Source organism: Hyphomonas sp. KY3, assembly GCF_017309975.1.
Taxonomy (GTDB): domain Bacteria; phylum Pseudomonadota; class Alphaproteobacteria; order Caulobacterales; family Hyphomonadaceae; genus Hyphomonas.
Genome location: NZ_CP022271.1, coordinates 658229 through 677233, shown reverse-complemented (window position 1 = coordinate 677233; position 19005 = coordinate 658229). Strand labels below are relative to the sequence as shown.

General features: G+C 60.4%; 18 protein-coding genes. 5 read left to right on the top strand and 13 right to left on the bottom strand.

Translation table 11 applies throughout. The annotated features are described in order from the left end of the window. Nucleotide 1: 1 nt before the first annotated feature. Nucleotides 2-763: a hypothetical protein gene (locus tag CFA77_RS03555; RefSeq protein WP_206992281.1), complete on the bottom strand. Its 762-nt coding sequence runs from the start codon at nt 761-763 to the stop codon at nt 2-4. 286 nt (nt 764-1049) lie between these two features. On the opposite strand from CFA77_RS03555, the gene CFA77_RS03550 reads away from it, so the two are divergent. Beyond that, nucleotides 1050-2699, top strand: coding sequence for an NAD+ synthase (locus CFA77_RS03550; RefSeq protein ID WP_206992280.1), 1650 nt, complete (start codon nt 1050-1052; stop codon nt 2697-2699). 15 nt (nt 2700-2714) lie between these two features. Here the strand turns inward: CFA77_RS03550 and CFA77_RS03545 are convergent, their stop codons facing one another. Continuing rightward, nucleotides 2715-3539, bottom strand: a complete 825-nt coding sequence (locus tag CFA77_RS03545; protein ID WP_206992279.1) for a hypothetical protein — start codon at nt 3537-3539, stop codon at nt 2715-2717. A gap of 129 nt (nt 3540-3668) precedes the next feature. Between CFA77_RS03545 and gltX the strand changes: the two genes are divergently transcribed. Beyond that, nucleotides 3669-5009, top strand: a complete 1341-nt coding sequence (gltX, locus tag CFA77_RS03540) for a glutamate--tRNA ligase (protein ID WP_206992278.1) — start codon at nt 3669-3671, stop codon at nt 5007-5009. Between the two features lie 159 nt (nt 5010-5168). Next, nucleotides 5169-5498, top strand: coding sequence for a hypothetical protein (locus tag CFA77_RS03535; RefSeq protein WP_206992277.1), 330 nt, complete (start codon nt 5169-5171; stop codon nt 5496-5498). Nucleotides 5499-5632: 134 nt separating this feature from the next. Here the strand turns inward: CFA77_RS03535 and CFA77_RS03530 are convergent, their stop codons facing one another. Both CFA77_RS03530 and CFA77_RS03525 read right to left on the bottom strand, forming a co-directional pair. Next, complete coding sequence (locus CFA77_RS03530; protein ID WP_206992276.1) at nt 5633-7537, bottom strand: biotin carboxylase N-terminal domain-containing protein; 1905 nt, start codon at nt 7535-7537, stop codon at nt 5633-5635. Next, nucleotides 7479-8399 (bottom strand): DUF817 domain-containing protein, encoded by a 921-nt coding sequence (locus CFA77_RS03525; protein ID WP_242517471.1) that lies wholly within the window; start codon nt 8397-8399, stop codon nt 7479-7481. The genes CFA77_RS03530 and CFA77_RS03525 overlap by 59 nt, the downstream gene beginning before the upstream one ends. Nucleotides 8400-8540: 141 nt before the next feature. Between CFA77_RS03525 and CFA77_RS03520 the strand changes: the two genes are divergently transcribed. Then, the gene (locus tag CFA77_RS03520) at nt 8541-8897 is read left to right on the top strand and encodes a hypothetical protein (RefSeq protein WP_034816664.1); all 357 of its coding nucleotides are present in this window, start codon (nt 8541-8543) and stop codon (nt 8895-8897) included. Here CFA77_RS03520 and CFA77_RS03515 read toward each other — a convergent pair. The 5 genes from CFA77_RS03515 to CFA77_RS03495 all read right to left on the bottom strand — a co-directional run bounded on the left by CFA77_RS03515 (nt 8881) and on the right by CFA77_RS03495 (nt 13511). Further along, nucleotides 8881-9681: an enoyl-CoA hydratase-related protein gene (locus CFA77_RS03515; protein ID WP_206992275.1), complete on the bottom strand. Its 801-nt coding sequence runs from the start codon at nt 9679-9681 to the stop codon at nt 8881-8883. The genes CFA77_RS03520 and CFA77_RS03515 overlap by 17 nt on opposite strands. Nucleotides 9682-9686: 5 nt before the next feature. Continuing rightward, nucleotides 9687-10733, bottom strand: coding sequence for an acyltransferase (locus tag CFA77_RS03510; RefSeq protein WP_242517470.1), 1047 nt, complete (start codon nt 10731-10733; stop codon nt 9687-9689). A gap of 83 nt (nt 10734-10816) precedes the next feature. Then, nucleotides 10817-11125, bottom strand: a complete 309-nt coding sequence (locus CFA77_RS03505; protein WP_206992274.1) for an EF-hand domain-containing protein — start codon at nt 11123-11125, stop codon at nt 10817-10819. A gap of 118 nt (nt 11126-11243) precedes the next feature. Then, nucleotides 11244-11831 (bottom strand): NAD(P)H-dependent oxidoreductase, encoded by a 588-nt coding sequence (locus CFA77_RS03500; protein ID WP_206992273.1) that lies wholly within the window; start codon nt 11829-11831, stop codon nt 11244-11246. A gap of 72 nt (nt 11832-11903) precedes the next feature. Next, on the bottom strand, nt 11904-13511 hold the full coding sequence (locus CFA77_RS03495) for a carboxyl transferase domain-containing protein (protein WP_034816656.1): 1608 nt from the start codon (nt 13509-13511) through the stop codon (nt 11904-11906). Nucleotides 13512-13634: 123 nt separating this feature from the next. Between CFA77_RS03495 and CFA77_RS03490 the strand changes: the two genes are divergently transcribed. Further along, nucleotides 13635-15425, top strand: a complete 1791-nt coding sequence (locus CFA77_RS03490) for a patatin-like phospholipase family protein (protein WP_206992272.1) — start codon at nt 13635-13637, stop codon at nt 15423-15425. Here CFA77_RS03490 and CFA77_RS03485 read toward each other — a convergent pair. From CFA77_RS03485 to CFA77_RS03470, 4 genes are read right to left on the bottom strand one after another with little or no spacing between them, the layout of a single operon-like run. Next, nucleotides 15422-16249, bottom strand: a complete 828-nt coding sequence (locus CFA77_RS03485) for a lysozyme inhibitor LprI family protein (RefSeq protein WP_206992271.1) — start codon at nt 16247-16249, stop codon at nt 15422-15424. The genes CFA77_RS03490 and CFA77_RS03485 overlap by 4 nt on opposite strands. A 30-nt stretch (nt 16250-16279) precedes the next feature. Beyond that, a complete protein-coding gene (locus CFA77_RS03480; protein ID WP_206992270.1) occupies nt 16280-16537 on the bottom strand; it encodes a hypothetical protein in 258 nt (85 codons plus the stop codon). Nucleotides 16538-16583: 46 nt separating this feature from the next. After that, complete coding sequence (locus CFA77_RS03475) at nt 16584-17756, bottom strand: isovaleryl-CoA dehydrogenase (RefSeq protein ID WP_206992269.1); 1173 nt, start codon at nt 17754-17756, stop codon at nt 16584-16586. A gap of 36 nt (nt 17757-17792) precedes the next feature. Beyond that, nucleotides 17793-18992: a lysozyme gene (locus tag CFA77_RS03470; RefSeq protein ID WP_206992268.1), complete on the bottom strand. Its 1200-nt coding sequence runs from the start codon at nt 18990-18992 to the stop codon at nt 17793-17795. Nucleotides 18993-19005 lie beyond the last annotated feature (13 nt).

The following is a 19005-nucleotide window of genomic DNA, read 5'->3' as shown; positions in this document are numbered from 1 at the left end:
GTCACAACCGACCTGTTCTTTGGTAATATTGGAAAGCCAACTCCATCACTACACGTGTGTCGTCTGAAGGCCTAGCCCGATAGAAATGATAGGGTATCGGTTCAGCGGCTAAATCATGTGTAATAAAATTTTCTATCTTTGAATCATCCAACAGTTGCCCAGGCAATATAACAGCGAGCACATTGTCTGCCTCCAGCTTAATTTCTGAGTTGTACTGCACCTCTACCGTAGATTTGCGATCATCGACGTCCGACGCTAGCGGCGTCTGAATAAGAGCGTAGTACGATTTCGCAACCAGTTCTGTTGCAGGGATTGACGCGTTGATCGGTTGACCGGCCAAGTAGTTTTTGTTGCTACCAAAAAAGCAACTAACCAAGCGCGAGGCATTGACAATGTCCGACCCTATTTCAAAATCAAGCTTTGTAAATTCAGGATGCATTGCATCCGTATACCGATCAGCCTCCATGGCGCCTGAGTCGAATGCGACAATCCGGTGAGGCGGAGGCATTTTTTCTGGATCCAAGATATACGCCACAAGATGAACAGCCTCTATTGAAGAAGCCGAAAGATTTGGGTGAAGTCGATAGGCAGGTCGCCCATAAAAGAAAAACAAAAGATTTTCCGAGTACTCAGACCGAAAAGCAGTATTCAACTTTGGCTGAGTAATATTCTTCACTAAACATCGCACATCACAATTATGCGCAACGGGAAGAACTTTTTCCTGCCCGCTATATCCAACTACAAAGTTCTGAAATTCTGGCAAATGCCCCCTCCTTTTCACTTCGGATACGTGAAGCGAGTCTGAATGTAATCACAAGCAATATGCCCTCTCACTCAGAAATTGAAAGTCAAGTTGATGCTTGATTGACCTCATCAAGTCGAGGAGAATCGAAATCAAACCACGCTCAGACCACTCAAGGGAATCTTATTAGGCAATCAACATAGTTGGAGCGATCGCTAACCTCCGCGCTGGCGCTTAGGGCTTACTCTGGGCCTATCGCTCCCCTTCCCCAATTGCCATTCCCCTCGCTTCCCCCTAAATGCTCCTTATGAGCAAAAAGCTGAGAATCTTGGTCGCGCAGTTGAACCCGGTGGTGGGGGATATTCGGGGGAATCTGGCGCTGGCGCGGGGCGCGCTGGCCGAGGGCAAGGCCAAGGGCGCGGACCTCGTTGTCCTGTCGGAACTCTTCATCCTGGGCTATCCGGCCGAAGACCTCGTGCTGAAGCCCGCCGCGGTGGAAGATTCCATGAAGGCGGTGAAGACGCTGGCCGCCGAGACCGCCGATGCGCCGGACATGATCATCGGCGCGCCGTGGATGGAAGATGGCAAGCGCCACAATTCAGCCGTCTGGCTGTCGGGCGGGGCCATCAAGGGCCGCTATGACAAGCGCGAACTGCCCAATTATGGCGTGTTCGATGAAAAGCGCATCTTCGATGCCGGCGAGGGCCCTCCCCCGGTGTTCGAGTTTCATGGCGTAAAGATCGGCGTCGCGATCTGTGAGGACATCTGGTATCCGCGCGTGCCGAGCGAGCTGCATGATGCGGGCGCCGACATGCTGATCGTGCCGAATGGCTCGCCCTGGCGGCGGACGGTTCAGGTGGAGCGGCACACCACGTTTTCCGCTTGGCGCAAGACGGGCGTGCCGTACCTGTTCGTGAACCAGGTGGGCGGACAGGACGAGCTGGTCTTTGATGGCAGCTCCTACGCGGTTGATCATGACGGGACCGAGCACCAGCTGCTCGGTGATTTCGTGACCGGCACGGCGATGGTGGCCTATGATCCGGCCACGCATTGTTTCGAAAGCGACGCGCAGGCGGAGCTGACCGAGGGCTGGCATGCCGAATATCGCGCGGCGGTGCTGGCGCTGGGCGATTATGTCAACAAGAACAAGTTTCCCGGCGTCGTGCTGGGCATGTCGGGCGGGATCGATAGCGCACTGACGGCGGCGATGGCGGTGGACGCGCTGGGGCCGGACCGGGTCTGGTGTGTGATGATGCCGTCGAAATATACGTCCTCGGACAGTCTGGAAGACGCCAAAGCCTGCGCCGAGGCGCTGGGCGTAAAGTATGACAGCATCAATATTGCCCCCGGCGTGGACGCGATGGGCGAGATGCTGGCCGACCAGTTTGCCGGCACCCAGCCGGACACGACCGAAGAGAACATCCAGTCGCGCCTGAGGGCGGTGACGCTGATGGCGCTGTCGAACAAGTTCGGCCACATGGTGGTGACGACGGGCAACAAATCCGAAATGGCCGTCGGCTATGCGACGCTCTATGGCGACATGTGCGGCGGCTACAATGCGCTGAAGGATTTCTACAAGACCGAAGTGTTCGAACTGACCAAGTGGCGCAACACGATGGTGCCGCGCGGCGCGCTGGGCCCGGCGGGCGAAGTGATCCCGGAGCGGATCATCACCAAACCGCCCTCTGCGGAGCTGCGCGAGGACCAGCGCGACGATGACTCGCTGCCGCCCTATGACGTGCTGGACGATATATTGCGCGGGCTGGTGGACGAGGAAGAACCGATCGAGGCAATCCTGGCGCGCGGGCATGACCGGGCCGTGGTGAAGCGGATCGAGCATCTGCTCTACATCGCCGAATACAAGCGCCGTCAGGCCCCGCCGGGCGTGAAGGTTGGCGGCAAGAATTTCGGCCGCGACCGGCGCTATCCGATCACCAACCGCTTCCGGGACGATTGATCGGGCGTTTGGCCCCTATTCGAGCGAGCCGGGCTCAACCCCTTCATAGGCGAGGCGGTTGGCCTCGGCATCCATGCGGATCTGCTCGGCATCTTCCGGGGCAATATCGCTCGCTTCGCCATAGGCCAGCATGGGCGATGGCACGATGCCGGGATGGTCGATAACGGATGCATAGAGCAGCCAGGGCTGCGTGCCGTCCGCGCAGGTGACGCGCACCCACTGGTCCTCAACCGTCGGCATGGAGCCGATATCGCTGATATCACGCAGCTCGGCCTCGTTGATGTCGTATTCGGCGCCGTCATAAGACACGACGGTGAACCCCTCCCCCAGATAGCGGAGGTATGTCAGCTGGTCGCCAGCCTTCAGGTCGAGCGTGTGGATGCCGCCATCGGAAATGTATTCGATGCTGGCATCCTGGTTGAGCGTGACCGGGAATGTCTTGGTCGCCACGAAGAAGCGCAGGTCATCGGCGTCGGCGCGGTCATAATTCCAGAGCTGGTAATTGGCGTATTGCGGCAGGGCGCAGCTTGTGTCGGCTTCATTGGCGCCATTCGGCACCGTCCAGGCAGGAACGGTCGTGCCAGCATCCAGCACCGCAAAACCGGCCGGATATTCGCCGGGCCAGCCCGCGCTGACATACCAGCTCTCATCGTATCCCGACAGGGCCTGATAATTGATATCATCGACGGGCGGCGCGGCAGGCTCTGCCTCCAGCGCGCTGTCGAGGTCTGAGGTCACCTCGGTCGTTGCGGGCGCCGGCGTCTCTGCCGGAGCCTCCGCACGCTCCTGCCCGCAGGCCGCCAACAGGCCCGCGGCGATCAGAATACAGCCCAGTCTCATCTACCTCTCCTCGACGGCGACTCACATGCCCGTCGCACATTAGCACGAACAATAGCAAGAATATGGCATCGGCCCTTGGCTTTTTGCGTGATTTGATGTCGAAAGCACGCTTCAAAACAGGTTTTTTCCATGACTGCACCGATTGTTCGCTTCGCTCCTTCGCCCACCGGCCGCCTGCACGTAGGTAACGTGCGCACGGCGCTGATCAACTGGCTGTTCGCCAAGGGCCAGCAGGGCAAGTTCATCCTGCGCATCGATGACACCGATACCGAGCGCTCGACACAGGAATATGAAGACGGAATCCGCACCGACCTGACCTGGCTCGGCCTCGTCTGGGACGACAGTTTCAGCCAGTCCAAGCGCTTTGCCGAATATGACGCGGCGGCCGACAAGCTGCGCGAAATGGGCCTGCTCTATCCCTGCTACGAGACAGCTGACGAGCTGGACCGCAAGCGCAAGATCGCGCTGTCGCGCGGCCGCCCGCCCGTCTATGACCGCGCGGCGCTGGAGCTGAGCGATGAAGACAAGGCGAAACTCGAAGCCGAAGGCCGCACGCCTCACTGGCGCTTCAAACTCTCCGGCGGGCGCGTCGAGTGGACCGACCTGGTGCGCGGAGACCAGAGCATCGACACGTCCAGCCTGTCCGACCCGATCCTGATCCGCGAGGACGGCTCCTATCTCTACACCCTCCCCTCGGTCGTCGATGATATCGAGGCGAAGATCACCCATGTCGTGCGCGGGGAAGACCATGTCACCAATTCCGGCGCGCAGATCGAGATCTTCAAGGCGCTGGGCGGCACCGCCCCGGCCATGGCGCACACGCCGCTGCTGATCGGCGCGGATGGTCAGGGCCTGTCGAAACGCCTCGGCTCGCTGTCGATGGGCGAATTGCGCGCGCAGGGCTATGAGCCGATGGCGGTCTCCAGCCTGCTCGCCAAGATCGGCACATCCGACAATGTCGAGGCGCGCGAAACGCTGGACCAGCTGGTCGCGGAATTCGATTTCGGCAAGATCGGCCGCGCCCCGGCGCGCTTCGACGAGACCGAACTCTTGTCGCTGAACGCGGCGATCCTGCACGGCCTGCCCTTTGAGGCGGTGAAGGACCGGCTCGCCGATGTGGACCCACGCGCCGCCGACGAGGCGTTCTGGACTGTGGTGCGCGAGAATTGCTCGCTGTTGCCGGACGTGGCCGCATGGGTCGAGACCGTGTTTGGCGAGATCACGCCTCTGGTGGATGCTGAAGACAAGGACTTCGTAGCGACCGCCGCAACCCTGCTGCCCGAGGGCGAACTGACGGGCGAAAGTTGGAGTCAGTGGGCGAATGCCGTGAAGGCCGAGACTGGCCGCAAAGGCCGTGGCCTGTTCATGACGCTCCGCAAGGCGCTGACCGGACAGGAACACGGCCCCGACATGGGCGCGCTGCTGCCCCTGATCGGGCGGGACCGAGCGCTCAGGCGGCTGCAGGGCTAGCACCCTCCTCGTAGACTCCTGAATCTTTTCGGATTTCAAACTTTTTGGAACAAAGTCAGAACTTTTTCCTTTCCAAAAGGTGAATATTCTGGTTATGTTCTCTTATCGCAGATCAAGCGAAGAACAGGTTCAGCACACAGTTTCACGAGGGGTTTCAGCATGTCGGGTTTGGTGATCAAGGGATGTGAGTACGATCCAATTGAGTCCAAGGATGTCGTCTATGGCGACGGCTTCCGCATGGAGCTGGAACAGGCGATTGCGCTGGCCTCGACAGGCGTTGAATTCTGGGCCGCAGAGCGCGACGGCTCTGCCGCGCCCGTCTCTGTCGCCAAGAATGAATATGGCGAACTGATCCTGAGAACCGAGCCGACGGCCTACGCGGCCAACCCGCTTGGCGAGATCAGCGCGCCGCCGATCGTGCACCGTCGCTATCGCCCCGAAGCGCAGATGCCTGCCCGGATCCATCCCGGTTACGCTGTCGCGGCCTAGTCACGCAGCGGCCCCTACCCTTTACATGTTTCCTTGTTTTCGCGCGTCTCCACACCCACTCTCGGCGCGCGAGATTGCTCCGGCCTCACCTGTCCGGAGCCTGAAGGGCCACACCTGCATGTGAAGGGTGGGGGTTACTCCGCCTCCAGATGAACCAGCACATCGCCCTCGGCGACCTGATCCCCGGCGGCAGCCTCCACGGACTCCACCACGCCATCGCGCGGCGCCGGCAGGGTGTGCTCCATCTTCATGGCTTCCATCACCGCAACCGGATCACCCTTGGTGACCGTATCGCCCGGCTTCACATGCACGGCGAGCAGTTTGCCCGGCATCGGCGCGCTGACTGAGTCGCCGCCCAGCACCGCTTCGACATCGGCGTCATAGTCCGGCACTTCCACAAGGACATTGTCCCCGCCGGTCGTCACCGCATAGCGGCGCGGAGAGATATCTGTCACGAAAGGCAGCGGCGCGTCCGGATCGACGTCATGCTCGGACGGGTCAAACCAGTCTACATCCGCGCCCACCGCCACGGCCGCTTTGCGCACAGGCGCCGCATTCGCCCGGAACCCATCCCGGATTCCCCATGGCGTGACGGCAGCGCTGTCATCCAGCTCGATGTCGCTGACGGCGAGAACGGATGCATGCTGATGCGCGGCGGGAGGCTGGGTCAGCGCATCCCCCTGCTCCGCAATCCAGTTCACATGATGCGTGCCATCGCGGAACGCGTCCGACTGGGCGCAGCGACGCAGGAAGCCGGTATTGGCCGGCACGCCCGAGAGTTGGGTGTGCGACAGCGTCTCGGTCAGCAGGTCAACCGCCGCGTCGCGGTCTTCTCCGTGCACGATCAGTTTCGCGATCATGGAATCATAGTTGGATGGTACGCGATCACCCGTCTCGAAACCGGCATCCCAGCGGATCGTTTCCCCATCAATGGGCTGCAACAGGCCGAATTCCAGGATCAGCCCCGCGCCGGGGCGGAAGCCATCGGCCGGGTCTTCGGCGCAGATGCGCGCCTCGATGGCATGGCCCATCAGCGGGATCTCGTCCTGCGCCAGCGGGATTTCCTCGCCCGAAGCGACCAGCAATTGCCAGGCGACAAGGTCCTGCCCTGTGATCATCTCGGTCACCGGATGCTCGACCTGGAGACGGGTATTCATTTCGAGGAACCAAAACGTGTCGACGCCCAGCGGCTTTGACCCGTCGACGATGAATTCCACCGTGCCCGCGCCCTGATACCCAACAGCCTGCGCCAGCTTCACCGCTGCGTCCGTCATGGCCGCTCGCACATCATCCGGCATGCCGGGCGCGGGCGCTTCCTCAATGACTTTCTGGCGGCGACGCTGAAGCGAGCAATCGCGTTCATAGAGATGGACGACATTGCCATGCGCATCGCCAAAGACCTGCACTTCGATATGGCGTGGCTGCTCGACCAGTTTTTCCAGCATGACCCGGCCATCGCCAAAGGAACTTTCGGCCTCACGCACCGCGCTTTCCAGCTCGGCCTTCAGCTCGCCCGCCTTGGAGACGAGGCGAATGCCGCGCCCGCCGCCCCCGGCAACCGCCTTGATCAGCAGCGGAAAGCCGACATCTTTCGCCGCCCTGGCAAGCGTTTCCAGCTCCTGCCCTTCGCCGCGATAGCCGGGCAGCACAGGCACGCCGGCCTCTTCGGCAATGCGCTTGGCTTCGTCCTTCGGGCCCATGGACCGGATCGCCTTGGCCGAAGGGCCAACCCAGATGAGGCCCGCTTTCTCGACGGCTTCGGCGAAATCGGCATTCTCGGACAGGAAACCATAGCCCGGATGGATGGCATCGGCGCCGGTCGCCTTGGCAGCGGCCAAGATGGCTTCGACCTTGAGATAGCTTTCGGGCGCAGGCGACGGGCCGATATGGATCGCTTCGTCGGCCTCGCGGACATGTTTCGCGCGCGCATCGGCATCGGAATAGACGGCGACTGTCGCAATGCCGAGCCCATGGCAGGTCTCAAAGATGCGACAGGCGATCTCGCCCCTGTTTGCGACGAGCAGCTTCTGGATCTTCAATGCGTGGCCCTCCCGGCGCCCGGTGGACCAAAGCCACCAGAACAAAACTGATTATCATCAGCAGATACCACGAACCGAGTTTCGATAAAGAGACCATCTGCCAGCCATGCTCTTGCCCGGGATAGGCCCAGGCGCGGGCGAATGTTCCAAGATTCTCAGCAAACCAGATGAAAACTGCCACGAGCAGGAACCCGATGACGAGCGGCATCGGCCTGTGGGCTTCATCAGCGCGGAACCAGACCAAGCATGGCCCATAAACCATCGCCGTGCCCACGAACAGGGCGATCCGGACATCCGGCAGCCAGTGATGCGCGAAGAAATTCACGTAAATCGCGGTTGTCAGACTGGCTTGAACCCAGAGTGGCGGGAAACGGTCAAACCGGAAGTCGAAGATGCGCCAGACTCGCGCCAGATAGGAGCCCACTGCCGCGTACATGAAGCCCGTAAACAACGGCACACCACCAATGCGCAGGAAGCTCTCCTCGGGATAGATCCAGCTGCCATGATAGGTTTTGAACAGTTCCATGACCGTGCCGACAATATGGAAGACGAGGATGATTTTCGCCTCTTCCCATGTTTCCAGGCCCGTCCATAGCATCATGACCTGAATGGCAACCGCACCCAGCACGAGGAAATCATAGCGCGAGAGCGGCGCGCCTTCCGGATACCAGACAAAGGTCAGCAGCAAGAGCCCCAGCATCAGGCCGCCAAACAGACACGCCCAGCCCTGCTTGATGCCGAAGGCCACAAATTCGAACACGGTCTGGCTGACCGGGCCGTTCACGCAGCGCGCATGCAGCGCGGCGCGCGCGGCATGCAGGCGTTGTTGCGCGCGGGTCTGGGCGGGGACCGGTATCTCCATGCCCTCCTCTATCTGCAGGAAACACGGCGCAATCGGGGCACGCACCGGGCGAGGCAAGGGCCTTTGCCAGTCCAAATTCCACCTTTGACACCCCTGCCAGCTGTCGTAAGGGTTAATGCCAAGAAACCACGGGAGTGTCTTATGGCCTATGCTTCAGGAATCCGGATCAGCAGTGTCGCGGGAGTCATCGGCGCCGGCGTTGGCGGCTATATTGGTTACACGCAGGCTGCAGATGTCAGCAATCTCAGCCCCGTGGCCGGCGCGCTGATCCTCGGCGCCATCGGCTTCGTCGCGGGCAGCGCGGGTGCCTTCCTGCTGAAGTCGCTGATGCAGTTCGTGATCTACATCATCCTGTTTGGCATCGTGGCATATTTCTTCCAGCACCAGATCGAAGCGCTCACGGGGATAAACCCGATCAGCGCGACACTTAATCTGCTGGCCGACTTCGGCTTGCCGGTGGACTCCAAAGACAGCGTACTGGTTACCGACCCCAACTAGGCGGGCGCTTGTCGAGGAAGGCTTCAATGCCTTCCTTGCCCTCATCCGAGACCCGACGCGCTGCGATGCGCTTTGATGTCTCGTGGCTGAGATCCTTGTCGATGAATACGCCGGAGACATCGCGCACCAGTGCCTTGCTCTCGGCCACAGCGCCGGGCGCAGCGGCAAAGACAAGATCGGCAAGGTGTTCTTCCATTGCCGTCATCTCGGCCTGGTTTTCCACGACATACTGAACGAGGCCCAGCTTCTCAGCATATTCGGCATCAAACGTTTCGGCAGTGGTGAACAAGGCCTTCGCCCAGCGCGCGCCGATGGCTTCGATCACATAGGGGCTGATCGTCGCCGGGGTCAGGCCGAGGCGCACTTCAGAGAAGCGGAACTTCGTGCCCTTCATCGCCACAGCGACGTCACAGGCGGCCACGAGGCCGGCCCCGCCACCCATGGCGGCGCCCTGCACCAGGGCAAGCGTCATCTGGGGCATGTCGTAGAGCGTGCGCAGCATTTCGGCGAGGTTCATCGCGTCGCGCTCATTGTCTTCGCGCGTATGCATCGCCGCCAGCTTCATCCAGTTGAGGTCTGCGCCCGCCGAAAAACTCTTGCCCGCGCCGCGCAGGATCATCATGCGAATGGTGCGCTGGTCGGCAATGGTGTGGAACGCATCGGTCAGTTCGGCGATCAGCTCGGCATTGAACGCATTGTGCACATCCGGCCGGTTCAGCGTGACAACCGCCAAGCCTTCCTGCGTCGCTTCGAGCGTGATGAGATCATAGTCGGAATCGCGCATGGGGATCAGTCCTGTTCAGGGTTGGAGGCCACTTTGCGGTAGTGGCTGGATGGGCGCAAGGCGCGCCGCTCGACAAGATGCCACAGCGCATAGCTGGCCACGATGACGAGAAGCGCCGACAGGGCAAAGCCGACCGCATGGCCGAATGCTGCAAAAGCGCCGACCATGATAAGGCCCTGCAGGATCGGAAAATGAGTGATGTAAACGCCGTAGCTGATATCGCCGAAGCGCGCCGCGTTCAGCGCAGGACCTGGCAGGAAAGCCAGGCAGACAATCAGGCCCGCCAGTCCGGCCGCGCGGAGCGGCTCCAGCCAGGGATGGACGAAGGAAAGCAAGGTCATTGCGAGCCCCACCACGCCGAACCAGAGCGGCTTTGCCTGGGCCCGATCCCATACCTGCCACAAGGCAACGCCACTGGCGAAAAAGGCCAACTGACCCGGCAGCTGGCGCGCCGCGATAAGCGCGGATTCCCCCTCCAGAAAAACAGGCACCAGATGACGCCACCCCTCCCCCAAAACATACAGGCCCACTAGGACGCTCCACTGCGCGCGGCGCATCGTCCGCAGCAGTCCGCCGATGATCGGCAGGATGAGATAGAATAGAACCTCGATCTTCAACGTCCACAACGCACCATTGACCTCTGTGAAGCGGTTGCCTTCGAACAGGCCCGGCAAATCCGGCGACAGGAAGTTCAGGAAGACGAGATTGGCACCCACATATTCTGCGACTCCACCAATACTGCCGCCCATCAGCAGGCTGATGAGCGCCGGGATCAGAATGACGACAGCATAAGCCGGGTAAAGTCGACGGACCCGCTTGCCAGCATAGTCAGCAAGGTTTTGCGACCGCATGAGCGAGCCGGCCACCAATGCGCCGGATACAATGAAGAAGCCCTGTATGGCGATCTCGGCAATTTGGCCCCAGGCGCGCTCCAACCCGCTCATCGGCGCGAGCGCGGACAGAACGATTGCATGATAGGCAAACACGGCCGAAGCGAGCGCCAGCCGGATGAGATCAAACCTGTTTGCTGCCAGTCGGTGCGCTGTCGCCATCGGCGCTGTTTATCGTATTCGTTCCAAATGGAAAGGGGCCCGCTGGACCGGCGGACCCCCTCAGCACCGACTGGGTGGGCAGCCTACCGAACCGGCAGGCCAGCCGCCGTCACGGCGCCTTGATCGGACCGTCCCCGCCAGGCAGCAAGGGCATCTGCCAGTTCTTCCTCGGACACGGTACCATTCGAATTAAGGTCGAATTTCGTGAACTTCGCTTTCGCCTCCGACTCGCTGGCTGTGCCCGCGCTGTCGGAGTAGCTCACATATTCGTCCTCGCTGATCAGGCCATCATCATCCAGATCCAGCAACGAGAAGTCGGGCATCTCGCCCGCATGGCCCATCAGGGCCGTCATCATCGCCGCCGTTACCAGAAAGCTGCTACGTCTGACCATGTTCGAACTCCTTCTTACTCTATACGTCGCAGGGGACCGCGACAGGACTGAACATACTCGAAACAAGTGGTAATGATGCGTGAAAAGACGTTCACGACGAAGATGTAATGAACCCAGATCAGACGGCCTGCCCGCCGATCTCCTTCATGAACTCGAACCAGGATTCGACTTTTGATGGCGTCAGAGCGCCAACGCCGCCGATGATCGTGTGGTGCATCGGTTTGAAACCGGACAGGCCAAGCACGCCGCGCTCCAACGCTTTCAATGCGCCCGCATCCATGCCGAATCTATAGACCAGGTCGGGCATACCCATCGTCACGATAATGCGGGCCGACTTTCCTTTCATCATGCGCTCAGGCCATTCATGATCGGACTCACCTGTTTTCAGGAAGAATTCTGCCCGGGCCGCCTGTTCGAAGAAGGCCTTTAGTTTGGCTGGCATACCGCCCATCCAGAGCGGGAAAGCGATGACGAGGTGGTCTGCGTTGGCGATCTTCTGGCGTTCACTCAGCACCGGCTCTGGCGGGGGCATTGCGAACTCTTTCTCAGAGTTGAGGAATGGCATGTCGAAATTTGCCACGCGGATGCGAGACACTGTGTGATCGGTCGCCTCGGCGCCCTCGGCATAAGCATCGCAGAGCGCGTGGACCAGATGGTCCGGATCGGGATCGGGGTGGCCATCGATGATACAGATAGAGCGGGTCATGGGGGTCAGCCTCCTGCCATGTGACAGGGAGCTTCTACCATTGGCCGGCAACAGATTTTATACGTAGAACCCCTACATCCGAAAGACGCCGAACCCTCTGTCCGGGAACGGAGCATTTAGGCTGGCTGACAGGGCGAGGCCCAGCACGCGGCGGGTATCGGCCGGGTCGATGATGCCGTCATCCCATAGGCGCGCTGTGGAGAAATAGGGCGAACCTTCAGCTTCGTAGAGATCGCGGATCGGCTGCTTGAAGCTGTCCTCGTCCTCGGCAGACCATTCCCCGCCCTTGCGCTCAATGCCGTCGCGCTTGACTGTGGCGAGCACGCTGGCGGCCTGTTCGCCGCCCATGACGGAGATGCGGGAGTTCGGCCACATGAACAGGAAGCGGGGGCTGTAAGCCCGGCCGCACATGCCATAATTGCCGGCGCCGAAGCTGCCGCCGGTTACCACGGTGAATTTCGGCACGCTGGCGGTGGCCACGGCGGTCACCATCTTGGCGCCATCCTTGGCGATGCCGCCAGCCTCGTATTTCGACCCGACCATGAAGCCGGTAATATTCTGCAGGAAGACCAGCGGGATGCGGCGCTGGTCGGCCAGTTCGATGAAATGCGCGGCCTTCTGCGCGCTTTCAGAGAACAGGATACCATTATTGGCGAGGATCGCGACCGGCATGCCATAGAGGCGCGCAAACCCGCAGACGAGCGTCTCGCCATAGAGCTTCTTGAACTCATGGAATTCCGATCCGTCCACGAGACGCGCGATGACTTCGCGGGCGTCATAGGGCTCGCGGACATCCTGAGGCACCAGACCATGCATCTCCGCAGGGTCGTAAAGTGGCTCTGCAGGCTCTGTCAGATCGAAGGGCTGGGGCTTTGGCGTGGCCAGCGTGCGGACAATGGAGCGGACAATGGCAAGCGCGTGAGAATCATGGGCCGCATAGTGGTCTGCCACGCCGGACTGGCGCGCATGGACATCTGCGCCGCCAAGGTCTTCGGCTGAGATCACTTCCCCCGTGGCGGCCTTCACCAAAGGTGGACCGCCGAGGAAGATCGTGCCCTGTTTGCGTACAATGATGGTCTCGTCCGACATCGCAGGTACGTAGGCACCACCCGCAGTACAGCTGCCCATGACGGCGGCGATCTGGGGAATGCCCTTCGCGCTCATCTGGGCCTGATTATAGAAGATGCGGCCAAAGTGTTCCCGGTCCGGGAAGACTTCTGACTGATGCGGCAGGTTCGCGCCGCCGCTATCGACCAGATAGATACATGGCAGGTGATTTTCGAGGGCCACTTCCTGCGCGCGCAGATGCTTCTTCACCGTCATCGGGAAATAGGCGCCGCCCTTTACCGTCGCATCATTGCAGACGATCAGGCATTCGCGCCCCTCAACCCGGCCGACCCCCGTGATCAGGCCTGCGCCGGGGGCTTCGTTATCATACATGCCATTGGCGGCCAGCGCACCGATTTCGAGAAAGGCAGAGCCCGGGTCCAGCAGGCGTTCGACTCGTTCACGCGGCAGCAATTTTCCGCGCTCTACATGGCGTTTGCGAGACGCTTCCGGGCCTCCGATGGCGGCATTAGCGGTTTTTTCTTGCAATTCGGCAAGAAGCGTCTCCATGGCGGCTTTGTTGGCGGCAAATTTGCTACCGGACACATCAAGACTGGATTTCAGAACCGGCATAACGCCTCCCACTGGAATTTTGTGCCTGCTTAGCGGCGCCCGGCCCACCTGTCACGCGGGCGTCATGCGAATTTGAAACACAGGGGATGAGCGAAAGGCTTTGAAAAGGGAATCGAAATGGGCATGTTCTTCAACATGGGCATTGATATCACTCCCCGCTTGCGGGCCATTGAATTCCTGAAGGATGTTCCGGCCCGCGCCATGAAGGCGGCAGGCAAGGAAGCCATCTGGTTTTCGGTCGCCGCCGGCAAGCCGCTCTATCTTGCCGGAGAACCCGCTGACACGCTCTATTTCGTCCTGTCCGGCACATTGGGCATCTTCCGGGAAGGCGTGCATGGAAAGTCCGAATTTGTCGGCCATATCCGCTCCGGCGAGCCGGCCGGCGAGATGTCACTCTTCCTCGGCGGGGTCGACCTGACCGGCGATGGCGTGCCGAACGATGCACCCCATACGAGTTCGGTTTACGCGCTGCGCGACACGGAACTAATCGGCGTCTCGCGCAAGGGCTGGGACCGGATGGTGAAAGCCGAGCCGGAACTGCTCGAATCCATGATCCGGGTGATTTTGCGCCGATTGGGGAAATCCGGTGATCGCGTTGCCAGTGCGGCACCAAAAGTGTTCACGCTCGTCGCCACGTCACCGACGATCGACCTGAAGCTGCGGGCCCGGTCGCTGAAACAGGCATTGGAACGCCTTGGGCGGAAAGCCGTGATTGTTGACGAGCAGATGGGCGATGAACGCCCGGCTGCCTATTTTGACGAGCTGGAGCGCGCACATGATGTCGTGATCCTGATCTCGGCCATTGGCGACAATTCCTGGTATCGCCTGTCCATGCGCCAGGCCGACCGGATCTGGGTCGTGGGCCGCGCTGATGCGCGCCCCTCCAATCCATTGATGCCGGATGACCAGTCCCCTGCCCGCACGCTGAAACTCGTGGACGTCCTGTTGCTGCATCACAGCGATGAGCGCCAAGGAGCCAAGCCGGCCGAATGGATCGCCGCGTCCGGGGCTACCCGCGTCTTTCACTGGAGCCGGGTAGAAGGCCAGGATTGCGACCGGCTCGCGCGCATCATGGCTGGCGTCTCTGTCGGCCTGATCCTGTCAGGCGGGGGCGCGCGCGCCTATTCTCATATCGGCGTCGTCAAGGCGATGCGGGAACTTGGCCTGCCGATCGATTTTGTGGGCGGCGCCTCGATGGGCTCGGTCATCGCGGCCTGTGTCGCAATGGGGTGGAGCGATGCCGAAATCGAGCAACGCATCCGCAAGGCATTTGTCGATAGCAATCCGCTCGGGGACTATCATTTGCCCGTCGTCGGCATGGTGAAGGGCGCGCGCGTCGCAGCCCGGCTGAAAGAGCATTTCGGCGACGCGGAGATCGGTGATCTCGACATTCCCTTTTTCTGTACCTCGACCAACCTCACCAGCGGCGCCACGCGTATCCATCGCGAAGGCCTGCTGCGCAATGCGCTGCGGGCGACCATCTCGTTGCCGGGCATCTTGCCTCCGGTCGTGGACGGTAAGGATTTGCTGGTCGATGGCGCAGTGCTGAACAATTTTCCGGCCGATATCATGCGGGATATGCATCGCGGCTTTGTCGTGGGCTCTGATGTCACGCGCCAGCCGGAAAACATGGATCTGGAGGAATTTTCTGAACCGCCGAGCTTCTTCCGCTGGGTTTTCAATAACGGGTTTTCCAGCCCGCCCCCTATTGCCGGCCTGCTCATGCGGACCGCAACGATCCGTGCAGACACCAAATTCGGACATGACATGGCAGATGTTCTGGTCCTGCCACAACTTGCCGATGTCCAGCTGCGCGACTGGAAAGCCTATGACGAAACCGTCGAGTCCGGCTATGTCGCCACGATGAAGGCCTTCGAAGGGGCCACAATCAAGGAGAAGTGCTGTCCTGCTTAATCGACGGATTCATTCATGCGCATGTGCAATTCCATGAGCAACACATCCGCATATCGTCGCTGGGTCAATCGAAGTCCAATTGCCGCTGCTTCCAGATAGCCATGAGACTTGTAATGCATTCCATCCGGATGTGCATTGACTTGAAGAGCCATTTCAACTTCTCGATAGCTGATCCACGCAGCCTGGGCCGCATCCAAGCTCGCTTCAAAGACAACCTGACCGCGTCGGTCATTAAAGCGGTTCCAATAGCCCGACTTGAGCCGGATGATTTGCTGCTGCGTAAGCTCATCCAATCGTGCGACTTCCATACCCATACAAACCCGCATGCCCCCATAGGAGCCACCCTTATCATCCATGCATTCTGTGAACGTCGAAGAACGGCAATCGGTTAAGTCGATGGGTTTATCATAACCTACTCGGTCTCTAGCGCAGGATTCAATTTCCATCAGCGCGGATGACGCATTCTGCTTTCCTACGACGCTATCATGACCCGGCTCTTCTGCTTCATCTGGTAAGCTAGCCGCTTTCGGCGTGCAGTCCGCATTGCTGTACGCGTACGCATACGTAGTTCCGAAACAATGGATCATCCGCTGTAAAACTCGTAAATTCGGCGAGGCCGAATCATATTCCTGCAGTACGTTGGCGTTGCGCTTTAACTCCTGCAGATCGTCCTCAAGAAACGCTATTGATCCGAGGGCATACTGGTTCCAGGCACCATAATTCTTACCCGCTGGCATGAGACTCTTGCGGAACAGAGCGACCGCCTCTGCAGTCTGCCCGGCGAAAGCGCGCAGCTGCCCCTCATGCCAATACAGGATTCCCACTTCGCCAGTATCTGATAGAGTAACATCACCTTACTCGGCATCCCATTTGACGGGTTCGCCCTGCGCCTGCAGCCGTTCATGATACGCTCGAAGCAAGTCCGCAGCCTCCAGCCGACATTCCGGGCGTTCAGCAACGGATCGCCACCCCAGTCGGGGATCGTGATCAAAGGTGCTGTAGTCCAAGCTGAGCATTTTCTCCCGGTCAGGAATGCAGGCAATGACTTCATCCGCTCCCGCACGACCAAGAAGTGTCAGGCTGAGTATGATTAGGATCAACAAACGTAACATGAGCGCCTCTCGTCTCATGTTATAATGTTTCACTTTCGGATGGGATTCAAGCCGTTTCGCCGAAGAGTTCCCGGCCGATTAGCCAGCGGCGGATTTCCGACGTCCCTGCCCCGATTTCGTAGAGCTTGGCATCGCGCAGCAGGCGACCGGTCGGGTATTCATTGATATAGCCATTGCCGCCAAGGATCTGGATCGCGTCTAGCGCGAGCTTGGTCGCGGTTTCGGCCGCATACAGAATGGCGCCGGCGGCGTCCTTGCGGGTCGTCTCGCCCCGGTCGCAGGATTTGGCGACGGCATAGACATAGGCCTTGGCCGCATTCATCTGGACATACATGTCCGCGACCTTGCCCTGGATCAGCTGGAACTCGCCGATCGACTGGCCGAATTGCTTCCGGTCATGAATGTAAGGGATCACGACATCCATACAGGCCTGCATGATGCCGGTCGGCCCCGCTGACAGGACGGCGCGCTCATAATCCAGCCCACTCATCAGAACGCCAACGCCGCCATTCAGCGGGCCCATGACGTTCTCTTCTGGCACTTCGCAGTCCTCAAAGACAAGTTCGCCCGTCTCCGATCCGCGCATGCCCAGCTTGTCGAGTTTCTGCGCGACCGAGAAGCCCTTGAAGTCGCGCTCGATCAGGAAGGCCGTGATGCCGCGCGAACCCGCCTGTGGCTCGGTCTTGGCGTAGACGACCAGCGTATCAGCGTCCGGCGCATTGGTGATCCACATCTTGGTGCCGTTCAGCACATAGCGGTCGCCCTTCTTCTCGGCCTTCAGCTTCATGGACACGACATCAGAGCCAGCGCCACTCTCACTCATGGCGAGGGCACCAAGATGTTCGCCAGAGACGAGCTTGGGAAGGTAGCGAGATTTCTGGTCGTCATTCCCCCAGCGGCGAAGCTGGTTGACGCAAAGATTGGAATGGGCGCCGTAGGACAGGCCGACTGAAGCCGAAGCGCGTGAAATTTCTTCCATCGCGACCACATGTTCGAGATAGCCAAGCCCGGTGCCGCCCCACTCTTCCTCGACCGTGATGCCGAGGAGGCCAAGTTCGCCCATTTTCGGCAACAGGTCGCGCGGAAACGTATCCGTGCGGTCAATCTCTGCGGCGCGAGGGGCGATTTCGTTCTGGGCGAAACTTGCCACGGTCTCGCGGATCATGTCCGCAGTTTCACCGAGATCGAAGTTCAAAGTGGGATATGTGTTCGGAATCATGCCGCTGACTTAGCAAGACTTCCCCCGGCTGTCAGCCTAATCTTCCTGCGCCAGCATGCGGTACAGATAGTAGACCGAGACGAATAGGAGGAAGCCACCGCCCAGCGCCATCAAGGGGCCGGTATAGGTCTGACTCGCAGCCTCGCCCATGCGCGCGCCCGATTGGGTGAGGATGCGGCGCAGTCCGTCATAAAGGCCAATCGTGCCGAGTCCTGCCAACAAGGCAAAGGGCAACCAGCGCCAACCGTGTGCGGGAGCAAAGTCCTCTATCTCGGCCTGCGCGGGTGTTATCAGGCGCGATGTATCCACCTCGACCGTGGCCAGGTCATCGATCAGCTTCTGGCTTGTCGGCGGCACAGAGAGATTGTCGAGCGTGAGCCCCTCTCCCTGCGGATCCGACAGGTTTGGCGGGCGATAGGCGCGGCGGCGTTCCGACATGGAGGCTGGCGGCGCCTGGGTCGGTTCGCCATTGCCTTCGGGACCTGCCAGCGCCGAAACGGCGCGCGTAATCTCGTCAACGGTGGAATCACCTGTCGGCTGCGGGTCGGGCTCGCCGGATGCGCGGGAACCATTTTCCCCGAGTATGCGTGTCAGGCGCTGGGCCACTGCGCGGGCGGCGGCCTCTGGCGGGCTCTCGCGCTCGGCTGTGGCGCGAGCGCGGTTCTGTTCAGGTCGCGGCTCCAACACGATGGAAGTGTCCCGATTCCCGTTTGGCCCGGCAAGGCCGTCGCGTTCGGGGCGGACAAGCGCGCTCGGGATCGAAACACGGCGTTTGGGCGTATCCAGGAAGGTTGCCACTTCCACGGCGCGGCGGCGCACCAGTCCATCAATCACGCGGATCTGACCATCCACCCGACCCCGGCGCCAGCTACTCATGGCTTCAGCAGCAAGAATACGGTCACCGGAATTGAGGTGCGCGAGTACGTCAGAGGAATCGAAGGCCTTCAGACCGATATTGAAGGCGAACGAGACGAGCGCATCGAACTCGTTTTGGCTCAGCGGCGTGAACACCTGTTGCGCCAGATGGTTCTCGACCCGCTTCAGATCGTGAAAGCGCAGGATCAGTTCCGCATCAAAGGCGCTGACGGTCAGGCCAGCGCGTGCGGTCTCTGTATGCCCGTAACCGACCAGCCATTTGCCATCCGGCAGGCGGCTTGCGCGCGCACGAAAGCCTTCGAAACTCTTGATGAGTTCGACTCCCTTGTCGGACGTGCGCATTTGACGGGCCAAAAGCATGGCTCCCGTTTTG